Genomic DNA, 17,287 nt, shown 5'->3' with positions numbered 1-17,287 from the left:
GGATGCTTCAGCGCGTGGCGCCGGAAAAGGCCTACCAGGGTCTTACCAGCCCGAAATCGACGATTTCGGCGGCGGCGGCGCGTAGGTGACGCCGCTGTTGGGCGTCATGTCGAACGGTGGAATCACCAGCATGCCGAGCGGGCGGATGAAGAATGGGAGCACGATGGCCGGGTTGAAGGCATCGGTCCAGGTGCCGCGCACGGCGCCGCTGGCGTCGATGGTGCCTTCCCAGTTGCCGGACACCCGGGTGCCGTCGTCGGATTCCTCCATCAGGAAGGCGCCGTCCTCCCACTCGCCGGCCAGTAGCCGCACGCCGGCGCCACGGCCGCTGTACTCGCCGCGCACGCTGTCGCGCTCGTCGGGCTTGGGGCCCAGGCGCAGGCGCACCGGCTGGTCGCCGACCTTGCCGACATAGACCGGCAGCGACGCGTACTCCGGCCGCGGTGCCAGCGGCCTGGCGGTGCCGGTCGACAGCGCCGCGCCGCTGGCGCCGCGGCGGGCCTCGCCGTCGCGGATGGCCTGGTTCAGGCCCAGCGCTTCAGCGCCAGCGGCGGCGGCGTTCACCGCGCCGTTCACCGCACCAGTCGACAGCTCGGCGGCCGGCCCAGCCTGCGCCGCGCCCGCCAGGGCGAGCACGGCGGCGGCACCAAGGGTCGTGCAAAGTCGGGTCAGCCGGGCCACGCGCAAGGCAAACCTCAGATCCGTTCGAAGATGGCGGCAATGCCCTGTCCGCCGCCGATGCACATCGTCACCAGTGCGTAGCGGCCCTGCACGCGGTTCAACTCATGCAGCGCCTTCACCGTGATCAGCGCGCCGGTGGCGCCGATCGGGTGGCCCAGCGAGATGCCCGATCCGTTCGGATTGACCTTGGCCGGGTCCAGGCCGAGCGCCTTGCTGACCGCGCAGGCCTGCGCGGCAAAGGCCTCGTTGGCTTCGATCACGTCCAGGTCCGACACCTGCAGGCCGGCACGCTCGAGCGCGATCTTGGTCGCCGGCACCGGGCCGATGCCCATGGTCTTGGGGTCGACGCCGGCATGGCCGTACGACACCAGGCGCGCCAGCGGCTTCAGGCCGCGGCGCTCGGCCTCGGCGCGCTCCATCATCACCACCGCGGCGGCGGCGTCGTTCAGGCCCGAGGCATTGCCGGCGGTGACGGTGCCGTTTTCCTTGACGAAGACCGGCTTGAGCTTGGTCATGTCGTCCATGGTGGCGTCATGGCGCACATGCTCGTCGGTGTCGAAGGTGACCTCGCCCTTGCGGCCCTTGGTCACCACCGGGACGATCTGGTCCTTGAAGTAGCCGGCCTTGATCGCGGCGGACGCGCGGCGGTGCGATTCCAGCGCGGCTTCGTCTTGCTGCGCGCGCGAGATCTCGTATTCCTTGGCGACGTTCTCGGCGGTCACACCCATGTGGATGCGGTGGAACGGGTCGTGCAGCGCACCCAGCATCATGTCGACCAGGCCGGCATCGCCCATGCGCGCGCCCCAGCGTGCCGCCGGGGCCAGGTATGGGGCGCGGCTCATGCTTTCGGCACCGCCGCCGATGGCGACGTCGGCATCGCCCAGCAGGATGGTCTGTGCAGCGCTGACGATGGCCTGCAGGCCCGAGCCGCACAGCCGGTTGACGGTCAGCGCCGGGGCGTTGACCGACACGCCGCCGTTGACGGCCGCGACGCGGCCCAGGTACATGTCGCGCGGCTCGGTCTGGATCACGTTGCCGAACACCACATGGCCGACATCGTCGCCCGACACCTGCGCGCGGGCCAGCGCCTCGCGCACCACCAGCGCGCCCAGCTCTGCCGGCGCTACGTCCTTCAGGCTGCCGCCAAAGGTTCCGATCGCGGTACGGACACCGCTCACTACTACGACTTCACGCGTCATGACTGTCTCCATGTGGGTTATGTTGCACCGCACAGTATAGCGGTGCCGCAGCCGAAGCGAACGATCGTACTTTTACCTAATGGCGCCCTGCCCTGCATCGTCCGGCGGGACTAGCTCAGGCCTCGCCCCACAGGTCGTGGCCATCGGCGCCGGTGATCTTCACGTCGACAAACTCGCCCGCGCGCAAACGTTGCGAAGTCCGTTGCGGCGGCGCGATATAGACCAGGCCGTCGATTTCCGGCGCATCCGCCGACGAACGGCCGATGCCGCCATCCTGGTTGACCTCGTCGACCAGCACGCGCAGGGTCTGGCCCACCTTGCGCTGCAGGCGGCGGGCGGACACCGCCTCGGCCACCTCCATGAAACGGGCGCGGCGTTCCTCGCGCACTTCGTCGGGCAGCGCGCCGGGCAGGTCGTTGGCGGTGGCGCCCTCCACCGGCGAGTACGCGAAGCAGCCAACGCGGTCCAGCTCGGCCTCGGCAATGAAATCCAGCAGCGTCTGGAACTCGGCCTCGGTCTCGCCCGGGAAGCCGGCGATAAAGGTGCTGCGGATGGTCAGTTCCGGACAGATCTCGCGCCACGCGCGAATGCGGTCCATGGTCTTCTCTGCATTGGCCGGGCGCTTCATGCGCTTGAGCACGTCCGGGTGGGCGTGCTGCAGCGGCACGTCCAGGTACGGCAGCACATGGCCGTTGTTCATCAGCGGGATGATCTCGTCGACGTGCGGGTACGGGTACACGTAATGCAGGCGCACCCAGGCGCCGTACTGCGCGGCCAGCTCGCCCAGCGCCGCGACCAGCTCGGTCATGCGGGTCTTGAGCGGGCGGCCGTTCCAGAAGCCGGTGCGGTATTTGACGTCGACGCCGTAGGCGCTGGTGTCCTGCGAGATCACCAGCAGTTCCTTGACCCCGGCCTTGAACAGGTTCTCGGCCTCGAGCATGACCTCGGCGACCGGGCGCGAGACCAGGTCGCCGCGCATCGACGGGATGATGCAGAACGAGCAGCGGTGGTTGCAGCCCTCGGAGATCTTCAGGTAGGCGTAGTGCTTGGGCGTGAGCTTGATGCCGGCGGCCGGCACCAGGTCGGTAAACGGGTCGTGCGGCTTGGGCAGGTGCGTGTGCACCGCCTGCATCACCTCGCCCAGCGCGTGCGGCCCGGTCACGGCCAGCACCTTGGGATGCACCGACGACACGATGTCGTGGCCAGCGGCATCCTTTTTCGCGCCCAGGCAGCCGGTGACAATGACCTTGCCGTTCTCGGTCAGCGCTTCGCCGATCGCGTCCAGGCTTTCCTGCACCGCCTCGTCGATAAAGCCGCAGGTGTTGACCACGACCAGGTCGGCGCCGTCATAGGTGCCGCTGATGGCATAGCCCTCGGCGCGCAGCTGGGTGATGATCTGCTCCGAGTCGACCAGCGCTTTCGGGCACCCGAGAGATACCATACCTATACTATAGGTCTTAGACATAATTCTGACTGTGGGGCATGATTTCAAAGGCGAGAGTTTACAGCTACCTGCGGTTCAGCGATCCCAAGCAGGCCGCGGGCAGCAGTGCTGACCGGCAGCTCGAGTATGCGACCCGCTGGGCGGCCGAGCATGAAATGCAGCTGGACTCCGCCCTGTCCCTCCGCGACGAAGGACTGTCTGCGTACCACCAGCGACATGTTAAACAGGGAGCACTTGGCGTATTCCTGCGCGCGGTGGAAGGTGGACAGATCCCGCCTGGCTCTGTCCTGGTTGTCGAAGGGCTGGACCGGCTAAGCCGCGCAGAGCCGATTCAGGCCCAGGCACAACTCGCGCAGATCATTAACGCCGGAATCACCGTCGTCACCGCCAGCGACGGGCGCGAGTATAACCGGGCCCGGCTCAAAGCACAGCCGATGGATCTGGTCTACAGCCTGCTGGTGATGATCCGGGCTCACGAAGAGTCCGAAACGAAGAGCAAGCGCGTCAAAGCTGCCATCCGGCGGCAGTGCCAAGGCTGGGTTGCCGGCACGTGGCGCGGCATCATCCGGAACGGCAAGGATCCACAGTGGGTTCGCGAAGAGAGCAACGCCTTCGTGCTGGTACCCGAGCGGGCCGAGGCGATCCTCGCGGCAGTTCGCATGTTCAAAGCCGGCCACGGCGCCATCCGGACGGTCCGCGCGTTGTCCGGGATGGGCCTCGCCATGACGGCGGGCGGCAACCCAGCGCAGCAAATCTACCGGACCATCCGAAATCCGGCGCTCGTCGGGACACGCGTGCTCGAGGTCGACGGGGAAGAATACAAGCTGGAAGGCTACTACCCTCCCCTGATTAGCCCCGAAGAGTTCTCCGAGCTGCAGCACCTCGCCGACCAGCGCGGCCGCCGTAAGGGTAAGGGTGAGATTCCGGGTGTCGTAACCGGGCTCGGCATTACCTATTGCGGGTACTGCGGCACCGCGCTGGTGGGCCAAAACCTCATGTACCGGAAGCGCATGGACGATGGCCGCCTAGCACCAGGGCACCGCCGGCTGATCTGTGTCGGCTATTCCCACAACACAGGCTGCCCGGTCGGCGGCAGCTGCAGTGTTGTCCCGGTCGAGCAGGCCGTCATGAGCTTCTGCGCCGACCAAATGAACCTCACTCGGCTCATGGAAGGCGACAATAGCGCGACATCGACTTCGGCCCGGTTGGCGCTCGCGCGGCAGCGCGCCGCAGACATTGAGGCGCAGATCGACCGGATCACTCAGGCACTGCTGGCCGACGACGGCAACGCGCCGGCAGCGTTTGCACGCAAGGCGCGTGAGCTGGAAGCGAAACTGGAAGAGAAAAATAAGGGTGTGGCAGCGCTCGAGCATGAGCTTGCTGCCACCGCCAGCGCTACACCGCCTGCCGCCGCCGCGGCCTGGGCAGAACTCGTGGCCGGCGTGGAGGAGTTGGACTATGACGCCAGAATGAAGGCCCGGCAACTGGTCGCGGACACATTTGCCCGGATTGTCGTCTACCACCGCGGCTTTCGGCCCGATGAAAGCGACGGCCGCTCCATCGACGTAATGCTCATCGCGAAGCGCGGTAGCACACGTATGCTGCACATTGATCGGCGTAGTGGCGGGTGGCGGGCAGCTGAAGACCTTTCGCTGCCTGCGGAAGGCGGTCTGCCTTGGCCGCCAGGCTGACCAGGCCGATATACTGTATGTATATACAGTATATCGATCATGCCGCGCCTAACTGTTCCACCCCATCCCGAACCGCCGCCCGGGGGCTACGAACCGTGCCCAATCGATCCTGGCTACGATCGATACTACATTCTGGATGATTGCGGGCTGCCGCTTCGAATCTACGATTACGGCACTCACGCGCGCTGGATGAGCTGGCAGGGCAAGGCATACCAGATCAAGGATTTGCTCCCTGAATACAATGCGGAGGTCTGGACCTACTTTTCCGGATGGGCCAGCATGCGCGACGACAAGCCGCCCATGTTCTGTACAAAGCTCCGCGCAGGCTCGATCAATAGGACTTTTGAGTCGGCCACCTGGGAAGAAGCCGAAGACAAACACCGGCGCGTGATCGATAAGGTGTTGCGCACCGTGCCGCGGCAGGACTTGGCGGCGTCAGTCAACGCCAAATCGACGTTTTAAGGTCGCTATGTGCACCAATTACGCCCCTGTGCAACGCCAGATCCTGCGAGACATCTTCGGCGTCGAGCCACCGCCGGCCGAGTGGAAGCCTGAGACCTGGCCGGATTACTCAGCGCCGATCGTGCGAGTCGATGGCGATGGTCACCGCGACAGCGTACTGGCCACGTTTGGCCTGGTACCCCGCTCGCGCATCCCGCAAGGCGTCCGTCCCTATGACACCATGAACGCAAGGTCAGAAACGGTGGGCGAGAAGCGGACATTCAGCGGCCCATGGAAGAAGGGGCAGCTTTGCCTGATACCGGCCACGGCCGTGTTTGAGCCGAACTACGAGGCTGGACCCAAATCGACACGGTACCGCATCTGGCTGCCAGGCGAGCCGGCCTTCGGCATTGCCGGCCTATGGCGCGACTGGCCAGACGGCGTCTATTCTTTCACCATGCTGACGGTTAACGCCGACGCGCATCCAGTCATGAATCGGATGCACGCGCCGGGCAAGGAGAAGCGCTCCGTAGTGATCGTGCCGCGGGAACAGTGGGACGAATGGCTGGCGTGCCGCAATCCCGAGGTTGCGCGAACCTTCATGACCCTCTTCCCGGCCGAATCCATGGCCACCGAGGCGGCGCCACACGTGCGGCGGGCAAAGGAAAGCTCTCCACCAACTGAGCCCGAACTGCCGCTTTAGCCACTTCAACAATCTTCTGTCGGACTGCGCCTGATAGCGCCGGCTGAGGGCCGAGCCGAGACTGGCGGCATCAACAGTCAGGAGACAGCCATGCCAGGCAAGAATATCCACGTCGTGCCCCGGGAAAGCGGTTGGGCTCTCGAACTTGAGGGAAGTCCGGGCAGCTTCCAGATCTTCACATCACAGGAGGAGGCAATAGCAGCCGGAACCGAGAAGGCGAAGCAGGAAAAGGTCGAACTGCTGGTCCACGGCCGCGACGGGCAGATCCGCGAGCGAAACTCATTCGGCAACGACCCACGCAGCATCAAGGGTTGATGCCGTGGCCAGCCGGCCGCCGCCAGCGCCGACGCTGACTGAACTGCGGCCCATGCTCTTGTGCGAGCGCAAGACCATCCCGCGCGGGCCTGGCTGGCATTTCGAGATCAAGTACGACGGCTACCGGCTGCTGGCCACCACAGGCGACGCGCCGCAGTTGAAGTCTCGCAATGGAGCGAACGCCACCTCGTGGTTCCCCGAGCTTGTCGAGGCGCTGGGCACCCTTCCCCCTGGCAACATTCTGGACGGCGAGGTCTGCGTGTTGGACGACATCGGCAAGAGCGATTTCGAGCGGCTGCATGCGCGCGCGAGGCGCAAGGGCTGGTATCGCGGCGCGGACGCCGTCGCTTACTGCGTCTTTGACCTGCTGGTTGGAAAGGGAAAGGATCTGCGCGCACTGCCGATCGAGAGGCGCAAGGCCGCCCTGCTGAAGCTCCTGGCTAGCCCGCCGCCGGGCATGCTTTACGTGGCAAACGTCGACGATGGCGCGTGGCTGTACGGCCATGCGCTCACGCTGGGTCTGGAGGGTGTGGTGGGGAAGCGCGCGGGATCGATCTACCGATCGGGTGAGAGATCGCGCGACTGGATGAAGGTCAAGCGGCCTGGGGCTGTACCACCTAAACGATTCAGGCGGTAGACTGGATGCCTCACATATTCCCAACGGCGCTCTATCACACCGCCACACGTACAGAATGAAAGAAAAGAAAAAACTTCACGGCTTCACGTCAAGGGGTGTGTTTGACATGCGAACCGCCTCTGATTTATTAAAAAAGGCGAAAAATGATTTTGAACTACTAAAGACCAACCCCGACGACGCATATCTTTTCTTCAACTTCGTGGTGACTTCCAGCCACATTTTCGATTGGGCAGGGAAGCCACAACTTACGCAAGACGAGAAATACTTGCACGGCATATGCGAACATATAGCAAATGCATCGAAGCACTTCGCGCTCAACAATCGAAAAAATGACTCTGTTCGATCCCTAGAAAAGGAAGAATATTTTGAGGATGACTACATTGAAGACGGGTACATCATGCCTCAAATCGATATAGTGCTAACGGATAAGCACGGCGTCCCAGACAATACCCGAATCGAACTAATCCAATTCGGCCAGAGCCTGATTGAGATGTGGGAAAATCGATTGTCTAAAGGTAGCATGAAGGGTTTACCATCTGATCTAAGCAAGGAACCATAAGGCTGCTGGCAATGCTTTTCATGCATATTCAGCGAACTCTCCCGCTTCGCCTCGGGCCGACCAATCATGTCGGCCGGCATACGGCCGGCGAAGTAGCTAGAAAGCCTATGAAGGCTGCGTAATCCCGCAGCGGCGGGCAAACTCGATCAGGTCGACCAGCGAGGTTGCGTGCAGCTTTGATAGCATTCTGGTTTTGTAGGAACTGACGGTCTTGGTGTGGATACTGAGCGCTTGTGCTATGTCCTTTGGGCGGCTTCCACTCACGAGCATCCGCAACACTACGAGTTCCTTATTTGTGAGCTGTTGAAGCGCCGTTTCATCCATCGCCTTCCAATGCCTGCCGCCAGAGGTAATTGGAAACACAGCGAAGCCAGCTGCGACACGTTCCACGCAATTCGCAATTGCGGGCAGATCCAACGCCTTGTTGATGAAGCCATATGCGCCGGCATCTCGTGCGCGCCCTACATAAAGCGCCTCAGAGTGTCCAGTCATCATAACCGCACGCGAATTTGGCGCTGCTTGACGCAAGCGAGTCAAGAGAGAGATCCCGTCAATCCCAGGCAGCACCACGTCCAATAGAATCAGATCGGGTTTCGCTGAGCGTGCAATGCGTAGCGCTTCTACCCCGTCCCGAGCCTCAAATGTCTCGCTCACCCACGCAAGCCGTGAAAAGTAGTCGCGCAGCGCGTAGCGAACGACAGGATGGTCGTCGACAATAAGGACGGTGGGCATGGCACGGTGTGCATTGGTTGACCGAGGATCGATTCTGCAGCCTGGATCTCCAATTGCACTGACCTGCCTCAAACTTCAACAGAGATTAGGCTGCGGCGGGCATCCATCGTGCACAATCCCGGCCCCAAGGGTCAGATCAAGAAACTGCCAGATTGCTACCCCACAAAGGGGCTATTCAGGTACATGGGCTCGTGGACGTTAGGTCGTTGCCAGGATTCAAACCACAAACGTCCATTTCGTACAATGCGTGCTATCAAGACAATTCTGTTCCACCTGCTTCGCACTTTCCGCGGGCTCTTCCTGCTCGCCTGCAAACTGCTGTCCGGCGTTTTCCTGCTTGGCTTCGGAATAGCCCTCTTCAGCGGCGATCGCCTTGGCCTCGGCAGCAAGATCTCGCTGCTGGCGCTGGCTGTGGGCTTTGGTGCATTGGCATGGTATTACGACATGCTCATGCTTAAGCTGAAGCCCGATAACGTCGAATTGACCCTCTTCCAATAAGCCGCAGCCGAGCGAGCGGGATATCACGTCGGCCAAGCCTTCACCGTTCTGGCGTGCTTGGCCGCGCAGTCTCCCAACGACCTCAGCAGATCGTTCATCATCCACTCCTGCCAGACGTCATAGTCAGCCACCTCCGGCGCGTCCGGCACCTTGCACGGTGCCGCCAGAGCGCTATCGAGAGGCGGCGGCTTGCTTGGCAGCGTCGACGGCACTGGCGAGCTGGCGCATCCGGAAATCGTCAGGGCGACAATCAACAGGCAAAGGCTTCGCATTCTTCAGATCCTTCCGGATGGCGTCGAGTTTGGCGCCTAAATCCGTTTTGACGGTCAGGTAGTCGTCCGCACTATGGCGGATCCGGGCACCGGCCTCCCGAAGATCGCCCAGAGCCTTGTTGGCACTCACCAGGTCCGCCTGCGCGCGCGCGGCGCTTTGCCTCGCGATCTCGGCGTCCTTGCGCCAGCCGTTGGTCATCCATCCGGCAGCAAACAGGCCGGCCGCGAGTACACCCGCGAGGCTCCCCATGCCGATGGTGCGCCACGGCAAGAGTTTCGGGTTCCAGGTCATGCTGCGGATCTCCCCACCGCAATGGCGTCGGCTCCCTTCATCCCAATGAACAGCGCACACTCCGCCGCGCGGCGGCGGATCAGGCCTCGTTGGGGCACTCCGCCTGCCTTGTTCCAAAGGGAAAACTGGCCTCTTGCAGCATTAAAGTCGCCGGCGTTGACGCGTCGCAGCAGGGTCGAAGGCTTGCCGCTCGCCAGCGTCACCAGGCCATCTTTCTTGTCCTTCTTGCCCGGACCCACGTTGAAGCAAAATGAAACCAGCGCGTCGAACTGTCCTTGCGTCAATGGCACAGTCACAGCGTCGGAGACTATCCGCTCATGGTCGGCGATATCCGCACAAAGCAGTTCGTCAGCACGCGCCTGCGTGATCGTCATACCGAGTCGAACGTCCGGCCCCGTGTGGCCCCAGCCGATGGTTGGAACGCCTCCGCTGTCGAAATACGCAGACAACCGGCAGCTCTCGAAGTACTTGATGACAGCGAGTCCGTTGGCGGAAATCTTCATGCCCAGCCCCCAAAAAAAAGAAAGGCCACCTGAAGGTGGCCATTTCAACGTCAAGTGAAGTTCAGGATCTGGAGCCGTGGTCTCTGCGATCCAGCACGATTCGAACGGCGTCAAGAATCACGGACAGGTCGCCGCGAGTTACCCAGACCAGCCAAAGCACAATCAGATTTACCGCCACCTCCGTAGGCTCAACCGGCGTGTAATAGACGCCGCACCAGGTGCGCGCGGCCAGTACGCCATAGACTGCAACAAAGGCATACCTAGCCAAGCGTGCGTGCGCCGCCATCGGGGCTTCGGCCTTGCGCCGTACAAACAGCAGAATCGAGAAGATCGCCGTCGAGATGACGCCGTTGGCCACCAGCAGCCCAAAGTCTGCTGCCCCTTTTGCATTCAGGTACAACATCAGCTCATTCACCGGGGTCCCCTCCCATCAATCGATCTACCAGGCGGTTGAGAACTTGCGGAATGGCCCTCTCGGACCAGTCCAGCACAATCACGGCTACCGCCACCACCGCGGCGGCCGAAAAGAATGCCGCCAGCCAAGCGGGCAACCATCCGAATGCCAACTGCACGTCGGGCGCAATTGCGTATCCACCGACGAGCGAGATGCAAAAATAGAGTGCCTTCTTGATCCAGTGGGGCTCCTTGCTGCGCAACAGGAATACCACCGCCCCACAGAACACGCCGCTTAGCATCGCGACATTTGGCTTGGACACAACAGTGCCCAGCGCGAGACCGCTTACCATCCCGGTAACCACCGCGGCGCCTGCCGACGAGACTGGCTCAGCCATGTACCCTCCGAAACGCAATTGAACACCGGCACGGGGAACACCCACGGTGATGCACCGCTCCCCGGCCTACAAGGGCCACTCTCATACCCCCTCCGGCCACTCGATGGGCGGCATCGCAGACACAAAGTCCTCGATCGAAGGTAGCGGCTTGGAAGCTACCTGCACCGAAGCGATCTGCTCGAGTCCGTATCGCCAGACCGCATCCCGCCATACGCACAACGCCGCCGCCTCCGCGGCGAACTTCGGGATGCTGCTCTGCAAATAGGTGATCGCGGACTTGATGTCGTCGTAGCCGCGGCTGCGCGCGGTGGAGTCCATCTCCCGTTGCAGCGCCCCAATGTAGGCATCGGCGATGCTCTCTGCGGTCGGCGGCTTCGGCGGTGCGAATTCTCCGTGCTCATACGTCCAGCCGACAGCCACGTCGCCTGAACAATTGACCCACACCAGCGACGGATGAAATTCGGGAAACGGCTCAGCCGTCAGCAGTTCCACAACCTGACCCTGCTCAACCCTTGCCTTGGTCACCATTACGCATACTCCCTGAGAATCACAAGGCCATCCGATCCGCGCCCAGACCGAAATCCAGTGTCTGCGCCATTCCCTCCGGCGCCGCCAGCCCCCCTGCCACTCCCATGTGGAGTAGGAGTTGAGCCGCCAATGCGAATGGCGCCCATCCCACCAAAGCCGAACATTGAATTTCCCCCACGGCTGTAGTTGGAGTACGTCGTCGTTTGAACTGGTTCGGACCCTTCGCCACGGATATTGAGATCGCCTCCAACACCATTACCCCCTGGCGACCCAAGCAGCATGATGTTGATCGTGCTAGCGACCCCTGCAAAACCGCCAGTCGCCGAGGCGACGCTACCGAACGATGTCGTTCCACCGTTAGTTCCAAAATTTCCTTCCGTAGCGCCAGGCATTCCGCCAGTTCCAACAACAATGTCGATGCTCTCAGGCAATGACGAAGCGGCGAGGCGAAGCTTCGCATAGCCACCCCCACCGCCTCCTGTTGCGGTCCCGGACGCTCCCGCCGCCCCCCCGCCTCCACCGCCTCCGCCTTGTATCTCGGCCTCGACACACACGGGGTTATGTGTTGCCTTGAGCCACCTGGGATTTGCGATCATGTGGGTGCCACTTCCTGTGGTGTGCATAACGATCGCTTCACCACCTGGATGCGTGGCCACCCTGAACCAGGCGCCAACGCCGCTATCCAAAGCGTCCAAGGGCTTGACGCTAACCACGAAATACGTCACTCCGGCCTGTAGCTCATTTGGCAATGCGCCGCTGCTTTCGAACACCACCGGGGATCCGACCAACGGTGGAACAAGCGCGCAGTTGATGCTTGCGTCATTCACCACGAAAGTCACCGCCTGCTTAACCACCGAGTAAACCGTCTCGGAAAGCAGCACAGCCACGGTGAGCTTACGCTGTTGCTCTACGGAAATATGCAGGTCGCCATCGCCCTTGATATCCGACAACGCCGAATGCTTGCCTGCGGTCGCTACTGGCGCCAAGGTAGGCTTGTTCAGGATCTCGGCCGCCCCGCTAGTCGCATTCCAGTCAGCGTTGGCTTGTGTTGGCTTGTCCTTCAAGTCGCTGTAGCTCCCGCTGGTCGCGACCTTCGCCAGATTCGGCTTGTTCAGGATCTTGGCCGCCCCGCTCGTGGCATTCCAGTCGGCATTTACCTGGGCTGCGGGGATGGCCGGCTTGTCGGTCAGATCATCGTAGCTACCCGATGTAGCGACAGCGGCAAGCGCCGGTTTGTTGAGGATTTGCCCGGGCCCAGTGTCGGCATTCCAGTCTGCATTGAGCAGCACCCAATTCCGTGCCGATCCGTCCGGAGCCTCCGGGTCGGTCACATTGTCATCAGCCTGGTTGAACCAGTATCGCGTGCCATCCGCCGCGAGCAGCATCGCGCCTTTGGGATACCCGTTCACCCCGGAGTCAGTGGCAAATGACCTGTTGTAGGTAAAGCCGCCACCGAGTTGACTCCAGCGAGCGGTCAGCGACAGCAGGTATAGGACACCGTTCATGTCCTTCCCATCCGGCGGTACACCACCCAGCAATGCGCTGGTCATCGTGATATCCGGGAACCCCGACTGTAGGGACGCTGCGCCCGGCTTGTCAGGCTGCGCCGACTTCGGAATATCGTTCTTTGAACCTGCCGACGCGAATGGCAGCGGCATGAGCTTGGGCGACTGACTCGATTTCATAGGTCAGCTCCTGGCATCGTAGTTTGCACCCCGGGGGACACCGGCCAGACAACACTCATCGGCCAACCAGGCTGCGTCGGTGCATCACGAAGGGCTTGCCGGTAGGCAAGCCATTCGGCCGGAACTGGGCGCCCCGTCTCAATCGATCTCAGCATCACCCAGTCGGATTCGCGCAGAAAGGTATCTCGCTGCGCCCTTGCCAGCCCGTCGTACTCATCCTGCCGAGACGCCAGATGCTCCGCGTAAGAGGCGATCGGCCCGTACTTTCCGTCCATCAATTCAGCATGGATACGACGGCCATGCTCTGTGCAATCGTGGGCGGCAGCGCCGAACGGAACGTAGTCCGACATTCCATCAAACTTAACGCGACAAAAGATGACAGTCCCGTCTTCCGATCCGTAAATCGGTTCCTTCACGTCGTCGTATTTCATCAGACCACCCTGACCAACAATGACAACTTGTCGCCGCCGCTGGAGTAGTTTCCGCACCCCATCCACGTTCCAGGCAGGAATGGGCCGTTCCAACGAACCTGTGGGTTAGCGACGTAGGCGCCAGGCGCCACCATGTTCGCAACAAAGACGAAATTGCCCAGGCCGCCCAACACCATGGGATTCAGCGTTGCGGAAGTCCATCCACCAGACAAGTCCGGCTTGTTCAGAATCGCCTCCACGCCGCTGGTTGCATTCCAGTCAGCGTTGACCTGAGCAGCCGGAATTGCAGGTTTTTCAGAGAGGTCGTTATAGCTGCCGGACGTGGCCACCGCAGCAAGATTGGGCTTCCCGTTGAGGTCGCCGTAGTTGCCGCTCGTCGCGACCTTCGCCAGATTCGGCTTGTTGAGGATCTTGGCTGCACCGCTGGTGGCGTTCCAATCGGCATTTACCTGGGCGGGAATCTTGGCAAAGGCGCTTGTAAGCGCGTCAATGCTCTCTGCATCGATCGAGTATCCGAATGCCCGGGCAAGCTCCTTCATCTGCTTGTAAAGCCACGCAGTGCGCTGGTCCACAACCTGCTGGAGGCGGTTGAACTGCTCCAGCTCCGGTGGCACCTCGCCGATGAATGCCCACCCCTCTTGATAGTCCCGCGAGTCCAAAGGCACGACTGCGCCATTGGTTGCCCAGACCGTCTCAAAATCCTTGAAGAAGTCGATGCTCGACATACTCAGAACTCCCTTGCGAAGACGCCTTCCCCGAAGCCCCAGAACCCCTGACTTCGGAATCCGAACGGCTTTGGCTTGCTGCCCGACATGGACAGCAGCCCGACGCCAGCCGCCTTTGGCACGTAGGGTCGAACGTCGATCCCCGTCAGCCCGACCGGCGATACATCCATCCAGATTCGAATCTTCGCGTTTCCGGCGTCGGATACGATCACCCGCGATGCGCCGAAGATGGCTTTCAGCGACGCAGAAATCTCCGGCGCCGTGCCATGTCCGTTGTTGATCGCGATCTTCCATTTGAGGAGGCGCCGATAGAGGACATCGGAGATGCCTCGCAACTCCCGCGTCGCGCCCGGGGCTCCCTCATTCCAGAACGGAGCCTGGTTGAAGCCCTGCGCATCGGGATCGCCCTCGAAGCCGAAGTATGGATAGGACGGTACATAGGCTTTCGGACGATCCAACACGACGATGGTGCCGATGCCATCCAACTGGGCGCCGAATGCTGTTTCCAGCGATCGCCTGTCACGCAACTCCCGCAACGCGTCCTGTATTCCGTCCGCCGGCTTTAGCAGTGCCTTGACCAGCGCCTCGAGGTTGCTGCCGTCCTTGAACTGCGCAAGCCAGTTCGACCACGCGATATCGCCGTGCGCTTGCCTTAGGTCCATGCAACGACCTCCACGCGAGACACGTCGAAGTCTGCCCGCTCAAATGGCATTACCGGATAGTTGGCTTCCACGTAATCCGCGTCTGCCGGCACATACGTAGGATCGGTCGAGCAAGCCAGCCGCAGGTCCACCATCGCGACACCCGGGGTCGTGTACACCCCGCTGTACAGCTTCTGCAGCACGATGTCCTCCCCGATACCCAACGTATCTCCGGCCGCGGCAATACCTCGCTGAATCCGATCGTGACCATCTATCGGAAACTCGCTCTCTTCAGGGGGGAGCTGCATCACCCGTGCCTTCGCCCACACATACACCTTGTGTGGGCGATCGTAGCGAATCTCATGTGTGGTACCGCCATCATCCAGCACCGACATCGCCATATCGCCATGTGTGTCGATGCCCGCGGCTTTGAGCCTGAAGATCGCGTCAGCAACTTCCTGGTCCAACCCTCCATCGATGACAACGTGCAAGCTGTGAGGCGGTCGCCCATACTCGTCCGGCTCATCCGTATCGTTCTCAAAGACCTTGAGCGCCAGCACGCCCGGCACCAGTTCCTTCAGGTTCGCCGAGATGCTCGGCAGCGTCGCTGCCCCAAGACGGTAAATGCCATACTTGTACCTGGCGCGCAGCTGCGCGTCATTCTCCGACGCGCGGCCGACGGCCCCGGGCTGCAGGTTGATTACCGATGCCCAACCTGGCGTCTGGGTAACGATCTGCGACAGGTCGCCCGGAAGGGCCACTTCGGCAATGTCATCGAACGTCTCCGCAAGAGCCGGCGTGCCGATGCTCGCCATACGCAGATTCGGTGACACGACCGCCGCGAACGCTGCTCTTCCATCCGTGAAGACGCGCACCGCAGCCGCGTTGGATTCAACGTTGAGGCCGGTGGGTAGCAGCGACCCGGCAATGCCATAAATGATGCTCGCCACGTTGGGTGCTACCCCGCTCCGATACGTGTAGGGAACGTTGTTGATCACCACTGTGTAGTCGGAATTCGCCGCCACAGCCGTCACCTCGATGCGCAAGTCCGCCGCATTCTCCCGGGAGATCGTGGTACCGTCGACGATCCCCCAGAGCGTCTGCGTTGTTCGGTGTCGGATCTGCGCCCCGGGCTGGACAGCCGTGCCTTCCGCGCCGTAGAGCACGACGTAGCAACGGGACGGCTCAGCCGCAAGGCGCTTCGCCCCGGCGTACGCGACGGAGTTGTCGAGGGACACCCCTGACGCCGTCGGCGGATACATCGCGTAGTAGACACCCTCTGCCAGCTCCCACAGCGTTTCCTCTCGATCAGAGAATGTGTCAATCAGAAGCCCAATGACGGAATCCGGGCGCGTCTCGACAGGGCCTGCGTAGCCCTTCGCTCGCAACCGTGCCTCCCAGTCGGCCACAATCTCCTGGCGAATCTCGGGCAGGCGCTTGCGCACGAACCCGTCGGGTGTCAGACCGTATGCCATGAAGTGCAGTCCTTATGATTGAAGGAAGTAGCGACGCGCAACCAGGCCTTCGTCGGTATCCGCTTCGAAGTCGATGACCATCGTGCGCCCAGCGTGGTCAATGAGCAGCTCGATGCGGCGCACCGTCCGCACGCCTGGAACGCTCGCGATCTTCGCCCGGAAGATCGCCTCGAGCTGGGCTCGGTCAGGCCCCTTGACGAGGACTGACTCCACATATGGGATGCCGAACGACACATCGAGAAACCACTCGCCGAGAAACGCGAGCAGCGTCACCTTGGTCTGCTGCGCGATGCGTTCGGCACCGTCGACCAGGGATGCATCACCCGCATCCGACAGTTCGAGGTCATGCGTTGGTGATAGTGCGAGGTCGAGGCTCATTGCTCAGGTCCAGAGGTCTTGCCGCCAACGCTGTCGGTGTGGCGATGACCATCCTCCACCGGGCTGCTGGAACTGATTGTTCCGCCGGTGTGCGTGATGTCGCCACTGATCTGCGTACCGCCCCCGCCGCCCTTCCCGGTGAGCCCCGCCTGGTATGTCAGGAGCTTCTCGAAGACGGCTGGCATCTGGACACGGAATGTACCGGGCCCGCTCAGGATGGCATCCCCTGCTGGCGTGAGTTTCAGCGCGCAGCCACCGTACTGCACGGCTACGTTTTCCGTGTCCGCGGCATCAGCGCCTGGGCGCATCAGTGGCATGGCGAAGGCATCGGAAAGGTCGAACTGTCTTGGGTCATCCGGAGCAGCGTCCGAGCCGGACAGCCACCCTTCGAGCGCGCGCTCACAGAACGAAAGTTTCACCGGGTCGCCGGGCTTGAGCGGTACCGTTATGAGTGCTTTCGCTCCACTCACATCTCCGCATGGCCAGCACACCGGCACCTGCACAATCTGCGGGGCCGGAAGTACATCCCCGTTGGCGAGCTGCTTCGGCAACGCCGGCTTGACCACCGCCGTGCGCCCGTCATAGGAGACGATGACACCGGGCAAGCACGTGTGTACCTCCGCCAGCTCAGTCGCAATGAGCTGGCGCAGTTCTGTCACGTCCATG

General features: G+C 62.1%; 23 protein-coding genes. 7 read left to right on the top strand and 16 right to left on the bottom strand.

Features of this window, described 5'->3' with window-relative positions:
* Nucleotides 1-42: 42 nt before the first annotated feature.
* The 3 genes from FHX60_RS13790 to rimO form a co-directional block, all read right to left on the bottom strand.
* Nucleotides 43-687, bottom strand: coding sequence for a hypothetical protein (locus tag FHX60_RS13790; RefSeq protein ID WP_112777375.1), 645 nt, complete (start codon nucleotides 685-687; stop codon nucleotides 43-45).
* 8 nt (nucleotides 688-695) lie between these two features.
* Entirely contained in the window at nucleotides 696-1,880 is a 1,185-nt protein-coding gene (bktB, locus tag FHX60_RS13785) for a beta-ketothiolase BktB (protein WP_018004476.1), read from the bottom strand.
* A 115-nt stretch (nucleotides 1,881-1,995) separates the two neighbouring features.
* On the bottom strand, nucleotides 1,996-3,345 hold the full coding sequence (rimO, locus tag FHX60_RS13780) for a 30S ribosomal protein S12 methylthiotransferase RimO (protein WP_183283677.1): 1,350 nt from the start codon (nucleotides 3,343-3,345) through the stop codon (nucleotides 1,996-1,998).
* A gap of 17 nt (nucleotides 3,346-3,362) precedes the next feature.
* Here rimO and FHX60_RS13775 point away from each other — a divergent pair, with 17 nt between their 5' ends.
* The 6 genes from FHX60_RS13775 to FHX60_RS13750 all read left to right on the top strand — a co-directional run bounded on the left by FHX60_RS13775 (nucleotide 3,363) and on the right by FHX60_RS13750 (nucleotide 7,670).
* Entirely contained in the window at nucleotides 3,363-5,015 is a 1,653-nt protein-coding gene (locus FHX60_RS13775; protein WP_183283676.1) for a recombinase family protein, read from the top strand.
* Between the two features lie 39 nt (nucleotides 5,016-5,054).
* A complete protein-coding gene (locus FHX60_RS13770; RefSeq protein ID WP_183283675.1) occupies nucleotides 5,055-5,477 on the top strand; it encodes a hypothetical protein in 423 nt (140 codons plus the stop codon).
* A 7-nt stretch (nucleotides 5,478-5,484) separates the two neighbouring features.
* Nucleotides 5,485-6,159, top strand: a complete 675-nt coding sequence (locus FHX60_RS13765) for an SOS response-associated peptidase (RefSeq protein ID WP_183283674.1) — start codon at nucleotides 5,485-5,487, stop codon at nucleotides 6,157-6,159.
* 90 nt (nucleotides 6,160-6,249) lie between these two features.
* On the top strand, nucleotides 6,250-6,474 hold the full coding sequence (locus FHX60_RS13760; RefSeq protein WP_183283673.1) for a DUF2188 domain-containing protein: 225 nt from the start codon (nucleotides 6,250-6,252) through the stop codon (nucleotides 6,472-6,474).
* 52 nt (nucleotides 6,475-6,526) lie between these two features.
* Nucleotides 6,527-7,111 carry an ATP-dependent DNA ligase gene (locus FHX60_RS13755; RefSeq protein ID WP_183283672.1) on the top strand — a complete coding sequence of 195 codons (585 nt, stop codon included), beginning with the start codon at nucleotides 6,527-6,529 and terminating at the stop codon, nucleotides 7,109-7,111.
* A 55-nt stretch (nucleotides 7,112-7,166) separates the two neighbouring features.
* The gene (locus tag FHX60_RS13750) at nucleotides 7,167-7,670 is read left to right on the top strand and encodes a hypothetical protein (RefSeq protein ID WP_183283671.1); all 504 of its coding nucleotides are present in this window, start codon (nucleotides 7,167-7,169) and stop codon (nucleotides 7,668-7,670) included.
* A gap of 105 nt (nucleotides 7,671-7,775) precedes the next feature.
* Here the strand turns inward: FHX60_RS13750 and FHX60_RS13745 are convergent, their stop codons facing one another.
* Nucleotides 7,776-8,402: a response regulator transcription factor gene (locus tag FHX60_RS13745; protein ID WP_183283670.1), complete on the bottom strand. Its 627-nt coding sequence runs from the start codon at nucleotides 8,400-8,402 to the stop codon at nucleotides 7,776-7,778.
* A 243-nt stretch (nucleotides 8,403-8,645) separates the two neighbouring features.
* Here FHX60_RS13745 and FHX60_RS13740 point away from each other — a divergent pair, with 243 nt between their 5' ends.
* Nucleotides 8,646-8,900 carry a hypothetical protein gene (locus tag FHX60_RS13740; RefSeq protein ID WP_183283669.1) on the top strand — a complete coding sequence of 85 codons (255 nt, stop codon included), beginning with the start codon at nucleotides 8,646-8,648 and terminating at the stop codon, nucleotides 8,898-8,900.
* A gap of 171 nt (nucleotides 8,901-9,071) precedes the next feature.
* Here the strand turns inward: FHX60_RS13740 and FHX60_RS13735 are convergent, their stop codons facing one another.
* From FHX60_RS13735 to FHX60_RS13680, 12 genes are all read right to left on the bottom strand, one after another.
* The gene (locus FHX60_RS13735; RefSeq protein WP_260163908.1) at nucleotides 9,072-9,464 is read right to left on the bottom strand and encodes a hypothetical protein; all 393 of its coding nucleotides are present in this window, start codon (nucleotides 9,462-9,464) and stop codon (nucleotides 9,072-9,074) included.
* Entirely contained in the window at nucleotides 9,461-9,967 is a 507-nt protein-coding gene (locus tag FHX60_RS13730) for a lysozyme (protein ID WP_183283668.1), read from the bottom strand. Before FHX60_RS13730 ends, FHX60_RS13735 begins: the two co-directional genes overlap by 4 nt.
* 61 nt (nucleotides 9,968-10,028) lie before the next feature.
* Nucleotides 10,029-10,382, bottom strand: a complete 354-nt coding sequence (locus FHX60_RS13725; RefSeq protein ID WP_183283667.1) for a phage holin family protein — start codon at nucleotides 10,380-10,382, stop codon at nucleotides 10,029-10,031.
* Nucleotides 10,375-10,758, bottom strand: a complete 384-nt coding sequence (locus FHX60_RS13720; RefSeq protein WP_183283666.1) for a putative holin — start codon at nucleotides 10,756-10,758, stop codon at nucleotides 10,375-10,377. Before FHX60_RS13720 ends, FHX60_RS13725 begins: the two co-directional genes overlap by 8 nt.
* A gap of 81 nt (nucleotides 10,759-10,839) precedes the next feature.
* Complete coding sequence (locus FHX60_RS13715) at nucleotides 10,840-11,286, bottom strand: hypothetical protein (RefSeq protein WP_183283665.1); 447 nt, start codon at nucleotides 11,284-11,286, stop codon at nucleotides 10,840-10,842.
* Complete coding sequence (locus FHX60_RS13710) at nucleotides 11,286-12,971, bottom strand: glycine-rich domain-containing protein (RefSeq protein ID WP_183283664.1); 1,686 nt, start codon at nucleotides 12,969-12,971, stop codon at nucleotides 11,286-11,288. Before FHX60_RS13710 ends, FHX60_RS13715 begins: the two co-directional genes overlap by 1 nt.
* Nucleotides 12,968-13,402 carry a tail fiber assembly protein gene (locus FHX60_RS13705; protein WP_183283663.1) on the bottom strand — a complete coding sequence of 145 codons (435 nt, stop codon included), beginning with the start codon at nucleotides 13,400-13,402 and terminating at the stop codon, nucleotides 12,968-12,970. The genes FHX60_RS13710 and FHX60_RS13705 overlap by 4 nt, the downstream gene beginning before the upstream one ends.
* Complete coding sequence (locus tag FHX60_RS13700) at nucleotides 13,402-14,127, bottom strand: hypothetical protein (RefSeq protein ID WP_183283819.1); 726 nt, start codon at nucleotides 14,125-14,127, stop codon at nucleotides 13,402-13,404. The genes FHX60_RS13705 and FHX60_RS13700 overlap by 1 nt, the downstream gene beginning before the upstream one ends.
* A gap of 2 nt (nucleotides 14,128-14,129) precedes the next feature.
* On the bottom strand, nucleotides 14,130-14,789 hold the full coding sequence (locus FHX60_RS13695) for a baseplate wedge 1 family protein (RefSeq protein WP_183283662.1): 660 nt from the start codon (nucleotides 14,787-14,789) through the stop codon (nucleotides 14,130-14,132).
* Nucleotides 14,780-16,243 (bottom strand): hypothetical protein, encoded by a 1,464-nt coding sequence (locus tag FHX60_RS13690; protein ID WP_183283661.1) that lies wholly within the window; start codon nucleotides 16,241-16,243, stop codon nucleotides 14,780-14,782. Before FHX60_RS13690 ends, FHX60_RS13695 begins: the two co-directional genes overlap by 10 nt.
* Before the next feature lie 12 nt (nucleotides 16,244-16,255).
* Entirely contained in the window at nucleotides 16,256-16,621 is a 366-nt protein-coding gene (locus tag FHX60_RS13685; RefSeq protein WP_183283660.1) for a contractile injection system sheath initiator, read from the bottom strand.
* A complete protein-coding gene (locus FHX60_RS13680) occupies nucleotides 16,618-17,286 on the bottom strand; it encodes a Gp138 family membrane-puncturing spike protein (protein WP_183283659.1) in 669 nt (222 codons plus the stop codon). Before FHX60_RS13680 ends, FHX60_RS13685 begins: the two co-directional genes overlap by 4 nt.
* Nucleotide 17,287: the final 1 nt, after the last annotated feature.

This window comes from Cupriavidus alkaliphilus, assembly GCF_014191175.1.
GTDB lineage: Bacteria > Pseudomonadota > Gammaproteobacteria > Burkholderiales > Burkholderiaceae > Cupriavidus > Cupriavidus alkaliphilus.
This window is presented reverse-complemented; position numbering and strand designations above follow the sequence as displayed.